This window comes from Frankia sp. AgB1.9, assembly GCF_016786355.1.
Taxonomy (GTDB): Bacteria; Actinomycetota; Actinomycetes; order Frankiales; family Frankiaceae; genus Pseudofrankia.
Genome location: NZ_JADWYX010000195.1, coordinates 1 through 10,548 on the forward strand (window position 1 = coordinate 1; position 10,548 = coordinate 10,548).

Annotated in this window: 12 protein-coding genes and 1 pseudogene; 5 read left to right on the forward strand and 8 right to left on the reverse strand. The window is 70.7% G+C overall.

The features are described 5' to 3' along the window. Positions 1–366, forward strand: a pseudogene (locus tag I6A60_RS42495) (hypothetical protein); the annotation flags it as partial. Positions 367–527: 161 nt separating this feature from the next. Here the strand turns inward: I6A60_RS42495 and I6A60_RS39310 are convergent. From I6A60_RS39310 to I6A60_RS39320, 3 genes are all read right to left on the reverse strand, one after another. After that, entirely contained in the window at positions 528–686 is a 159-nt protein-coding gene (locus tag I6A60_RS39310) for a hypothetical protein (protein WP_203022154.1), read from the reverse strand. A 1,191-nt stretch (positions 687–1,877) separates the two neighbouring features. Then, positions 1,878–2,123 carry a DUF397 domain-containing protein gene (locus I6A60_RS39315; RefSeq protein WP_013427977.1) on the reverse strand — a complete coding sequence of 82 codons (246 nt, stop codon included), beginning with the start codon at positions 2,121–2,123 and terminating at the stop codon, positions 1,878–1,880. Then, entirely contained in the window at positions 2,120–2,980 is an 861-nt protein-coding gene (locus I6A60_RS39320; protein ID WP_013427976.1) for a helix-turn-helix transcriptional regulator, read from the reverse strand. The genes I6A60_RS39315 and I6A60_RS39320 overlap by 4 nt, the downstream gene beginning before the upstream one ends. A gap of 920 nt (positions 2,981–3,900) precedes the next feature. Here I6A60_RS39320 and I6A60_RS39325 point away from each other — a divergent pair. Beyond that, the gene (locus tag I6A60_RS39325) at positions 3,901–4,206 is read left to right on the forward strand and encodes a hypothetical protein (RefSeq protein WP_203022153.1); all 306 of its coding nucleotides are present in this window, start codon (positions 3,901–3,903) and stop codon (positions 4,204–4,206) included. Between the two features lie 211 nt (positions 4,207–4,417). Beyond that, positions 4,418–4,693: a hypothetical protein gene (locus I6A60_RS39330; RefSeq protein WP_013427974.1), complete on the forward strand. Its 276-nt coding sequence runs from the start codon at positions 4,418–4,420 to the stop codon at positions 4,691–4,693. A gap of 53 nt (positions 4,694–4,746) precedes the next feature. Here I6A60_RS39330 and I6A60_RS39335 read toward each other — a convergent pair whose 3' ends face one another. The 3 genes from I6A60_RS39335 to I6A60_RS39345 form a co-directional block, all read right to left on the reverse strand. Further along, positions 4,747–5,259 carry a GNAT family N-acetyltransferase gene (locus tag I6A60_RS39335; RefSeq protein ID WP_203022152.1) on the reverse strand — a complete coding sequence of 171 codons (513 nt, stop codon included), beginning with the start codon at positions 5,257–5,259 and terminating at the stop codon, positions 4,747–4,749. Positions 5,260–5,315: 56 nt separating this feature from the next. Then, positions 5,316–6,254: a LysR family transcriptional regulator gene (locus tag I6A60_RS39340; protein WP_203022151.1), complete on the reverse strand. Its 939-nt coding sequence runs from the start codon at positions 6,252–6,254 to the stop codon at positions 5,316–5,318. Between the two features lie 192 nt (positions 6,255–6,446). Next, positions 6,447–7,415, reverse strand: coding sequence for an oxidoreductase (locus I6A60_RS39345; protein WP_203022150.1), 969 nt, complete (start codon positions 7,413–7,415; stop codon positions 6,447–6,449). Positions 7,416–7,538: 123 nt separating this feature from the next. Between I6A60_RS39345 and I6A60_RS39350 the strand changes: the two genes are divergently transcribed. Beyond that, positions 7,539–8,108 (forward strand): TetR/AcrR family transcriptional regulator, encoded by a 570-nt coding sequence (locus I6A60_RS39350; RefSeq protein WP_203022149.1) that lies wholly within the window; start codon positions 7,539–7,541, stop codon positions 8,106–8,108. A gap of 45 nt (positions 8,109–8,153) precedes the next feature. Here I6A60_RS39350 and I6A60_RS39355 read toward each other — a convergent pair whose 3' ends face one another. Beyond that, positions 8,154–8,381: a hypothetical protein gene (locus I6A60_RS39355; protein WP_203022148.1), complete on the reverse strand. Its 228-nt coding sequence runs from the start codon at positions 8,379–8,381 to the stop codon at positions 8,154–8,156. 13 nt (positions 8,382–8,394) lie between these two features. Between I6A60_RS39355 and I6A60_RS39360 the strand changes: the two genes are divergently transcribed. Further along, entirely contained in the window at positions 8,395–8,997 is a 603-nt protein-coding gene (locus I6A60_RS39360; protein ID WP_203022147.1) for an alpha/beta hydrolase domain-containing protein, read from the forward strand. 163 nt (positions 8,998–9,160) lie between these two features. On the opposite strand, the gene I6A60_RS39365 is transcribed toward I6A60_RS39360, so the two are convergent. Further along, positions 9,161–10,141: a carbon-nitrogen hydrolase family protein gene (locus I6A60_RS39365; protein ID WP_203022146.1), complete on the reverse strand. Its 981-nt coding sequence runs from the start codon at positions 10,139–10,141 to the stop codon at positions 9,161–9,163. Between the last annotated feature and the right edge of the window lie 407 nt (positions 10,142–10,548).

Sequence of the window (10,548 nt, forward strand, 5' to 3'; positions counted from 1 at the left end):
GATCTGGGCCAGGTTGTTGCCCTGGCCGCCGGGCAGCCAGAGCGTCTGGTAGCCCAGCTCCGCCAGTCTGGTGGCGGGGGGGGGGGGGGGGCGCCCGGGGGCGGGGGGGGGGGCGGCCCCCCCCCCCCCCGCCCCCCCCCCGCGTCCGGGCAGCTCCTTTGGTTCGTCCGCGAGGCGTGGCCGTCACCGATGACGGGCACCGCCTACACGGACGGCTTCCTGACCGGAGCGGCCCGGCTCGAGCTCACCGTCGAGTCCGAGCGCATGGTCGTGTTCGGCGACGGGATCGAGAGCGACGCGATCCGGCTGTCCTGGGGCCAGCGCCTGTCGGTCGGCGTCGCCGGCCGCGGCCTGCTGCTGCTCTAGCGCCGGGCCGGCGCCGCCGTCGCTCCGCCCGATCCGGGGGCGGCCCTGATCGCCGTTTTGGCCCTCGGGTGGTTGCGATTCGGGCGTTTCTACAACCACCTGAGGGCCTAGACAGCGATCACTGGCACCAAGGGGAGGCGCACCGGTCGACCGGCGCTCGATCAGGCGTGGAAGCGCTCGATGGCCTTGCGAACGCGAGAGTTCGCCTGGGCATAGGTGATCTTGCCGTCCACGTACGCCGTCAGCGCGGCTCGCCGGACCCGCTCGGCGCGCGGGTCGTCGAGCGGGGTGTTGAGCAGGTTTGTCGTGGCAGTGGCCACGGCGATCACCTCCCAGAACCGGGGGACAGATGGAGAACTGCAGGAGAGCCGACAGGTCGCGAACGCTGGCAAAGCTGAACGGGAGCCGTCGCGACGCTGCGAGCGGGTGGCGGCGCGAAGGCCGCCGCGAAGCTGCGGTGAAAAGAGGTCCGGGGCGCCGCTACCAGGAGGGCGCGGCCAGCGGACCAAGGATCGGTGCGGCGGACCGGGCCTGGCCTAGGGCCGCGGCTACCCGAGCGGGCGATCGCCCGGTGGCCAGCGGCCCGGGTGACGGCCGCTGACGGAGCGCGGCACCAGCGGGCCCGGACCGGAGCCGGGGAAACAGCACTGCGCCGGTTGGAGTAGACGATGGGCGGCGCGCGCGTGCCGGAGCCAGTCGCGGCCCTGCGGCCGTGCGGGTCCGGTTGGCGATCACGACTGCCTGCTCCTGTCGTCCTGCCGGCGGAGGTCCGCCTTCTCCACGCCCGTGCCGGTCCGGTGGGCCGCCGCGGCGGTGTGCGGACGGGCCGTCGGCGGGGGCGGCTGACCGCTCCGAGACTCACCGACTGACACAGACACACACCGACTGGCGCAACCGGGTGAACGTCAGATCAACGCAGCCCGACCGAACCTCTACAAGAGTGCGTGACGTTTGCCGGTCATGCAAGAGCCAAAACGGCCGTGTTGGGACGTTCGACACGGTGGCTTCGTTCCCCGGCCTACCACGCCGTTCCGACAACGCCCCGTTACGCAGGGACATCGAGGCTGGAGGGATCGGGATCGGCCGGTCGAGGAAGGACGGATGCGGCGAGCGCTGGAGGCTGGCCGCCGGGGCGCTTTGCGCCTTCTCGACGCCCTGCTGCTCCGCTGCTGGAATTGGGCGGCCCGGGCGGGTTGGATCGGCTCTTGGCGGGGCCGCGGGCGTACGTTCAGGCACCTCGCGGCCAGCTCGTCCGGGACCGGACCGCGCCGGCGTCGCGGCGAGTCGCGGTAGGGCGCTGGCCGGCCCTGGCCGGCAGCCGGGAACGGCTGGCCGGCCAGGCCGGGCGCCTCTTCAGCCGGCCGCGCGGGCGGGGCCGTGCCGGCTGGATCACTCGTGCGTGCGGGAAGGCAACGGCGGCCACGGCGGTGTTCCCGCTGGGATCGTCATCGGCCTTCCTGGTACGGGGCTTCCTCGGCGCGGGCCACACCCGCGTGCGGGGAGGCGTCGCGTCAGGCAGTCACCGAACGCAGGTCGAACTCGCCGTCGCGAGCGCCGGCGAGGAACGCGTCCCACTCGGCGGCCGAGAACGCCAGGACGGCACCCGCGGGGTTCTTCGAGTCCCGCACCACCATGCCGTGGCCGAGCGGTGCCACCTCGACGCACATGCCGCCGGCACCATTGCTGTAGCTGCTGGTCCGCCAACCCAGCCGGGCAGTCTCCACACCGGCGAGAGACGGCTTCTCGTATTTGTTCACTTCATTTCCTCCGCTATGGATGAAATCATCTGAATCGACTCCTCCGGACTCAGCGCAGAGGCCATCAGGTAGTCGAGCTTCACTCTATAGCGTCGGATTTCCGAAGCGCGTTCCAGGTAGAGGCTTCCGGCCGCCTCTTCGATATAGACCACGTCGTGGTCGCCGGAGTCCGGAAAGCCCAAAATGGAGAATGTGCTACCTAGTCCGGCGTGTGCGCCGACCGCGAACGGGAGGGCCTGGATCGTCACGTTGGGAAGTTCAGCCTGTTTGCGTAGCCATTCCAGTTGACCCCGCATGACAACTGGGCCACCGACCGGGCGGCGCAGCACCGCCTCGTCGAGGATTACCCAGAGCCGCGGCGGGTTCTCCCCGGTCAGCCGGCCCTGGCGGTCCAGCCGCAGCGCGACCTTTCGCTCCACCTCGTCGTCCGGGCTCTCCGGCGCCTCCGCGCGGATCACGTGCCGGGCGTAGTCGGCCGTCTGTAGCAGTCCGTGCACCAACTGGGACTCGTAGACGCTGATCGAGGCGGCGTCCTCCTCCAGCCCGATGTAGATCTCGAACCAGGCCGGGACGACGTCGTGATAGTCGTGCCACCACCCGTGCCGGCGGGACTCGCGGGCCAGTGCCAGCAAGGCTTCCCGGCGTTCGTCGTCATGCACGCCGTACAGGCTCAGCAGGTCCTGCACGTCCCGCGTCCGCACCGGGACCCGGCCGTTCTCCAGCCGGCTCACCTTCGAGACCGAGCAGCGCAGCAGGTCACACACCTGGTCGACGGAGACGCCCGCGGCCTCCCGCAGCCGGCGCAGCTCGGAACCGAGGCGGCGCCTGCGCACCGTCGGACCGCCGCTGGTCGCCATGGTCGTCTCCCCTCCGTCGGGCGCGCCGGGCTGGCGCTCGGGCCCACCTCCCGGCGCCGACGCGGCTCCACCTTCGGGCCGGCTCGGTTCCGGCTGCCGGCCGGCCGTCGACGGGCGACCCTTCGGTGCTGTCACGGCCGCCACCCCCGTCGGCTCGCCGCCCGCTTTGGCGCGCTAGCCGCCGATGTCGACGTTTTCGCGGCCAATAGTGCCGCTGATGGTGCCGTCGACGTAATGGGCCAAGAGTGGTGGTTGGTTTCATCGGGCCGGCCCGATTCCGGTGGCGCAAATGTCACGCGACCTCCGGCCTTGGGTGGCATCGTGACCGCCGTTACGGAGAGATACGGCGCTGGCTCGCCGGTAGTGGTGGGTCCATGGGTGGTCTCTGAATCGCCGGCGACGGGGCCGGCCGAGCCGTTGCCCGCGTCCCACCGACGCGGGTCCGGACGCGCCGCGAGGCGTTGCCGCGCAGGTCGCGGGTCTGTCCGTACTGAGTCGGTCGAGTCCGACTCGTAGTTCCATCTCGCCACCGGTCCGCCACCGTCCTCGCATGCGTCGAAGCATCCCGTAGCAAAACCCTTACAGAAGCTCTTGCATATGCGTCCGGCGGGCGCCATGCTTCCGGTCTGTCCTCACCTTGAGTGGCAGGTCCGCATCTCAGCGTGAGAGGTTGGCCGCAGCGATGCAGGGGGGAGTGCGGGCGATGAGCGCGAGCTACGACGTCCCAGCAGGCCTCGCTGCCGGCTTCCCAGGCCGCTGGCCTCCCGGAACGCCGGCCTCCCCGCTCGCCGATCCGGCCCGACCCCGCTCGTCGACGCGGCCGCGGCCCGCGTGCCGAGCTGGCCGGTGCATTGGGCTGACGGAAGCGCGACCACCAGCGGTGGCCGCCGTTCCGGCGCACGACGTCCCCTGGAGTACCCATGGCTTCCCAGCTACGTACGCGCACCTGCGGTGGTGTCGCCCCGCGAGCGCGCATCCGGCCGGCCGATCGCCCGGCCGCCGTCGCGCCCGCCGATCCTGCGCCGCCTCGGCGGCCGATGCCGGACGACGCGACCGAGAAGTTCGGCGTGATCGTCTTCGAGGGCGGCCCGTGGCGGGCGCGCCGCGTCGTGCTGGCGTTCGACACCCCGCTGGAGGCCGCGGCCTACGCGGCCGACAACGCGTTCGTGGACTACCTGATCGCGCCGTTGTCATTTCTGGCGCCCACCGGGTTGCCGCGGGCCTGACGGCCACCTTCGACGCGCGACCGGTCAGCGCGGCCGGCCGCGTCCGTTTCGGCGCCGATTTCGTCGTCCGGGTGCCGACCGCAGCGTGGCGGTCGGCGGGATGTCCGTGGCCGGAAGTCCCCGACCGCTTCGAGCGGCCGGGATCCGATCACGGCGCCAGCGCCGGGACGCTCGGGAAACCCGCGCCGCCTCCTGGAAAGGCGTGACGACGATGACCCGCCCCTACCTCGTGTTCGACGGCGACGGCGAGCTGGTTGGCAGCTTCCCGGAATGGGAGGCCGCGCACACCTGGGCGCACCGGCGCTCCGCCGAGCCGCTCACTCCGCAGCCGGTGCAGATCGAGGACCGCGTCGGCCGACGCACCTGGACGGTCGAGGGCGGCTCCTGCCGGCTCACGGTCTGGCGCCGCCGCGTCGAGTACGGCTACTGCGTCGAGGAACGCCACCCCCGCATCGTCGCCCTGCGCACCCACGCCTGGGCCTCCTGACCCGCGGCGGACCGGGGACGCTCGAACACCGTCTTCCGTAGCCCGCCGGTCGGTCAGTTCGTGGCTTCGACGGCCGGGGCGTCGCGGTGGAATCGGGCCAAATCGCCGTTGGTCTCGCCGTGCAGGAAGTCGGCCTTGACCAGGACCCGGATCGACGGTCGGTTCAGCCGGTCGACGTCGGCGTAGATCGTGCGCACACCCGGGAGGGTGAAGGCGAACTCGACCAGCGCGAGGGTGGCTTCGGTGGCGTAGCCGAGGCCTCGCCGGGACGGCACCACGCCATAGCCGATCTCGATCCGGCCGTCGACCGGCGGCCAGAAGAGCCCGATCCCTCCGACGACCAGGCCGCGGCCCTGTTCGATGATCTGGCGGTGGCCGCGGGGGCCGAGCAGCTCCGGCCGCTGGTTGAGCAGCTCGGCGATGCCCTGGTCGCCGTCGTCCGGGTAGTCGTCGGCCCAGTGGTCCGGCCGGCCGGCCGCCCAGGAGGTGGCGACCACATCCGCCACGTCGGCGGCCGTGATCGGACGCAGGATCAGACGGGCGGTGACCAGATCCAGGCTCGTCATGCCTCTGATCGTCGCAGGACCCACCTGTGCGGGACATGGACGGGGAACGCGGTCCGCTAGCTCGACCCGGGCTGAGCCAGGTCCGAGGACGAGAGCGGCGCGAACGTGGCGCGCACGGCGTCGGCGAGGTCGGCGACCGCCGGGTGGCCGCCCGCGCGGCGATAGGCCAGGGCGGTGACGATCGTGATCCGCGGCGCGGCGATCCGTCGGAACGCGACGCCGGGCAGGCCCTGACGTTCCAGCAGGTCGGCCTTGGGGGAGAAGAACACCGTCCAGCTCGACCGGCCAGCCGCGATCAGCGCCAGGGTGTCCTGATCGTCGCCGGCCGGGCCCAACCTCGGCTCGAAGCCGGCCTGCCGGCACGCCTGCGTGACGGCATCGACGAGCAGGGGGTTCGCCTGCCGCTCGGGCAGCCGGATCGACAACGGCGCGAGCTCCGCGAGCCGAACCGTCCGGCGACGGGGCGAGGTGGCGTCCTGCGGGAGAGCGGCCACCAGTGGGTCGGTCAGCACGTCGGCCATCACGAGTCCGCGCGGGATCGCCACGTCGGCTCGCCGCCGGACGAACGCGGCGTGCAGGTCCCCGGCGGACACCCGGGCCAGGCGTTCCTCCTCGGGGAGCCGCAGCAGCTCGACCCGGACGCCAGGCCGGCGTCGCGTGAAGTCGTCGAGGGCGCGGGCGAGGTGCCCGCCGAGACCGGTCGTGGTGCCGAGCCGCAGCTCCGCTGGGGACTCGGCGCGCAGGAGCCGCATCGCCGCCTGGGCCCGGTCGGCGGCGTCGATCACCTCGCGGGCGTGGTCCAGGAAGCGTTCGCCCGCGCTGGTCAGGTTGACGCGGCGGGTCGTCCGGTCCAGCAGCGGCAGGCCCAGCTCGCGTTCCAGTCGCTGGACCTGCTGGCTCACCGCCGGTTGCACGATGTGCAGTTGCTGCGCCGCCCGCCCGAAATGACGATGCTCAGCGACCGCGACGAAGTACCGCAGCTGGCGAAGCTCCACGCGATTCATCATGACCCGTGATGGCTACGGCGTCCCTTCCCCGCTACGCGGAGACGGTTCCCGCCGGGACGTGGGGGACGGCGGAAGCGGCATCCAGTTGTGCTTGCGGCTCTTCGCCTCGGCCCCGCCGAGGGCGCGAACTGCGTGTCGGGATCGGCGGCGTGAGCGACAAAGGACCGGCTCGATCGAGCTCTAGGCCTGCCTGTACGACGGCGGGGGGAGCGGGACCGTGACGCCGGTCAGGCGTTCGGACTCCTGCCACAGGCGGAGTTGCGCCGACTGGTCATGGGACCGCGGGGAGGATTCGACGCGGGCCGGATGGCCGGTGAACTGGGAGCGTCCCGGCGGCCCGTAGTAGTCCCCGCCGCGGGCAGTCGGATCGGCCGCGGCACGCGCGATCGCGAGGGCGCCCATATGCGGACTTTGCAGCATCCAGCTCGTGATGATCCGTAGCCGCGGGCTCATCGCGGCCCGGACCATCACGTTCATGTCGCGGCCGAACTCGGTGCGTGCGTTTCCCGGGTGCGCGGCCACGGCGAGGGTGTCCCGCTCCGCGGCGGCGAGCCGTCGCTGCAGCTCGTAGGTGAACATCAGGTTGGCGAGCTTCGACTGGAAGTAGGCCTGGTTGTAGCGGTAGCCGTGTTCAGATTGAAGATCGTCGAAGTTGATGGGGCCACGCCGGTGGCCAATGCTGCTGACCGTCACGATCCTCGAGCCAGAGGTCGTGAGCAGCCGGTCCAGCACCAGGCCGGTCAGCGCGAACGGGCCGAGATGATTCGTGGCCAGCGTCAGTTCGAAGCCGTCCTCTGTGCGGCCATACCGGGGCCTGACTCCGCCCGCATTGTTGATCAGCAGGTCGATCCGGGGATGCTCGGCCCGCAGCCGCTCCGCGGCCCTGTGAACAGATGCCAGGGAAGCCAGATCGAGCGGCACGGTGCTGATTTCGGCATCGGGCGAGGCGACGGTCTCTATTCGCTCCGCCGCGGCCGCCGCCTTCTCCTCGTTCCGGCAGGCCAACACGATGCTCGCTCCTCGCCGAGCGAGCATCCGAGCCGTCTCGAAGCCCAGGCCGGTGTTGCCGCCGGTGACCACGACCGTCCGGCCTTGCTGGTCAGGTATGTCGGCGTCGGTCCAGCGGTGTCGTGTCCTCGTGTCGGCCATGGTTGATCGCCTCCGGATCCCTTGAGCTGGGGGTCGGACCGGCTATATTCGGGACCGCCGTCCCGCTTCTCCGAACTATACGGGATGGCCATCCCGCTTGTGATGAGGGAGGTCTGAGCGACCGTGGAGGCCGAACGGGCGGGCCGTGGCGTGCGCGCCGATGCCCGGCGTAATCGGGAGAAGGTGTTGCGTGCCGCGGCCGACGCCTTTGCCTCCGAAGGGCTGTCCGTGCCGGTTCAGGAGATCGCCCGGCGCGCCGGCGTGGGAACGGGCACGGTCAGCCGCCACTTTCCGACGAAGGAGGCGTTGTTCGCGGCGGTCCTGCTCGATCGGATGGCGCGGCTCGTAGGCCGCGCCGCGGTTCTCGCGGAGACGGAAGACGCTGGTAGCGCGTTCTTCGCGTTCTTCGTCGAATTGATCCGCGCGGGTGCCGCGCACCGAGGGTTGGCCGAGGCGCTCGCGGGCGCGGGCTACGACATCGAGGCCGCGGCCGAGACAGCAGGCGTCGACGTGTCGGCCCGACTCCGTGACCTGCTCAACCGCGCACAGGAGACGGGAGCGGTCCGCCCCGATGTCGCCTATGCCGACGTGAAGGCACTGACAGCCGTCGCCCTGATGCGGACCGGTGGTCCCGACGCTCTCGACGCCGTCATCGCCGTCCTCACCGACGGGCTGCGCGCCAGACCGGCCTGACCGGCCTCGGGGTCGACGCCGCCCGCGTCGGTGTTTTTGTCGGCGTCAGCGTTTTCGCCGGGGGTGGTTCTGGCCCGGTTGGCTGGCCCAGGTGGTCCGCAGCGCCGCGCCGAGCAGGTCGAGCGACCGGGCGACGGAGGCCGCCTGCCTGCTGGTCACGCCCTCGAGCAGGAACGCGAGGTAGCCGTTCAGGGTCTCGTTGGTCTCGTCGATCCGGAGCGTTCCGGCGGGAGTGATGCGCAGGAGTGCCTGGCGGCCGTCAGCATTGGACACCGCAGTTCCGGTCATGCAGTTCGAGACGGAGACTGACCTCGGCGTCCTGGACTTCGTGCACGCTCGGCAGCCGAATTCGAACAAGATCGTGACGTGGGAGATCGCCGGAACCTCCCACGCCGACCAGAGCACGCTCGACTACGGGGTCGCGTCGGCGGCGCGGTGGACCACCGGAAAGACCGACTTCACGCAGCTATGCGGCACGATCAACGACGGGCCGCAGGCGGAGGTGCTGCGCGCGGCCTACGCGGCGATGACCCGCTGGGTGGTCGACGGCGCTCGGCCCCCCACACCCCCGCGGCTCACCACCGACGGCACCGGCGCGATCGTCCGGGACGAGCTCGGGATCGCGAAGGGTGGAATTCGCACGGCCGCCGTCGATGCCCCGCTGACGATCCTGACCGGCAAGAGCCAGGCCAGCAGCATCTTCTGCAGCCTGTTCGGATCGCGGACCCCACTGACCCCCGAGCAGATCCGCGAGCGCTACCCGACCTCGAGTGCGTACGTCGACGCCGTCACGCGCAGCACGAAGGCGGCCCAGCAAACCGGGTACCTCCTGCCGGCTGACGCGGACGCCATCATCGCCGCGGCGAAGAAGACGCCATTCCCGGCCTGACCTGAGGCCACGCCGCCGCCGCCGGCCTTAAGCCGGCGGCGGCGGTTCCTGCCTTTGCCTGGCCGCCCGGAAGGTGCCGGTGCGTCAGGGGAGACGCTGCCCTCCCGAAGCGTCTACCCGGGATGGGCGAAACGCTTCGGGCGCGCCCGTCGAGACCTTGGCATCAGAGCGAGCTTCGTTGTGCTCGAGGATCGTCGTCGACGACCGCGCTGGCGTACCTGCCGCCGCGGGCCGTTCGCCGCCAGGGGCGCGCGAGGCCTTCATGTTCACGGCCGATATCGACGGTGACGAGGGCCGAGATGGCATCCGGTCCGCATCGGGTCGCCCAGCGGCCGTCAGGCGCAGCGATTCCGGATGGCGCGGCGGCCGCGTCGGCAGCGACCGTGGCATAGCTGATCCAGTAGCTGTTGGTGCTGGCGTGCGCCTGTGTCTGCAGGCCGAAGACAGTGCCGTTGTCCATGGTGGAGAGCAGCACACAGTGAACGTCGGCTCGCTCGTACTCGGCGAACAGCTCCGGGTACTGGCTTTCCATGCCGAGTGCGCACCCGAACCGCACCTCGTCGATGTCGAAGGTGATTGGACTGGTGCCGGGTGTGTACAAATAACTGACCTTGGTGTTGGATAGCATCCGTTCGTCGTAGCGGGTGACGATACGGCCCTGGTCGTCGATCACGTAGAGGCTGTTGCGCGGACGATGCGGCTCAGTGAGCTGGTGCACTGCTCCGACGACTGTCCATAGACGCAATGCCGCGGCGTGTTTCCTGATCGCCTCAAGCTGGTCACGCTGAGCCGCCCAGTCGAAGCGGCTCCAGTCGGCGTCCGCCATGGTGGTCGGATCACTTGACAGTATCCGCTTGTTCGGCGAGCAGAGCGTTCCTTCGCAGAAATGAATGAGGCGAGCGCCCTGATCGTGGGCCTCGGTCATCAGACGGCGCACATCGTGGCCCACCCGTTGAAACGCGTCGGCATCACGAGGATCCGTCGGCGCGTCGAGTTGGGCGACCGAGATCCGGAAGGGATTGCTGTTCGGCACGGTGGTTCCTTCGGAGGGCTGCCGGAAGTGCCGAAGCGCGGCCGTGTAGGACTCGCCCGTCCTGCGCGCTCGTTCGCGCACGCGCTGCTTGAACGCCTTGTTCGCCGTCATCGGCTCTCCCGCGTCCCGACGTCGAGCACCCAGCGGCCGTCGACGTTCGAGACGAGCGGACCTATGACGATGATCCGAGGCCCGAGCCCCTTTGCCTCTCACCGTGGTCGCGCTGGGACGACCCTCCGAGGTTAGGCGTGGATCACGCCCTGCCATCAGGGTAGCCCAGGATCTGTCGATGCCGTTCGAGCGTGAGCAGCTGAGGGCGACGCTGCGCCAGGCGGTGGGGAAGGCGGAGGAGATCGACGCGGCGTTCGCTCGCTTGGCCGCCGGTGACCGGGCCGCAGGTTGGGGCTCACGAGCAACCACGCGATGGCACGGTTGCCGTAGCCGCTAGGGCCTGTTTGAGAAGTGCGTGGGCTGGTCGGCTGTGGATCAGGTGGTGAGATCCGGCCGGAATGATCCGT

Excerpts from the sequence above, each read along its gene's own strand:
- I6A60_RS39320 (WP_013427976.1), bottom strand. The coding sequence starts at position 2,980 with ATGGCGACCAGCGGCGGTCCGACGGTGCGCAGGCGCCGCCTCGGTTCC.
- I6A60_RS39325 (WP_203022153.1), top strand. The coding sequence starts at position 3,901 with ATGGCTTCCCAGCTACGTACGCGCACCTGCGGTGGTGTCGCCCCGCGA.
- I6A60_RS39330 (WP_013427974.1), top strand. The coding sequence starts at position 4,418 with ATGACCCGCCCCTACCTCGTGTTCGACGGCGACGGCGAGCTGGTTGGC.
- I6A60_RS39335 (WP_203022152.1), bottom strand. The coding sequence starts at position 5,259 with ATGACGAGCCTGGATCTGGTCACCGCCCGTCTGATCCTGCGTCCGATC.
- I6A60_RS39345 (WP_203022150.1), bottom strand. The coding sequence starts at position 7,415 with ATGGCCGACACGAGGACACGACACCGCTGGACCGACGCCGACATACCT.
- I6A60_RS39360 (WP_203022147.1), top strand. The coding sequence starts at position 8,395 with ATGCAGTTCGAGACGGAGACTGACCTCGGCGTCCTGGACTTCGTGCAC.
- I6A60_RS39365 (WP_203022146.1), bottom strand. The coding sequence starts at position 10,141 with ATGACGGCGAACAAGGCGTTCAAGCAGCGCGTGCGCGAACGAGCGCGC.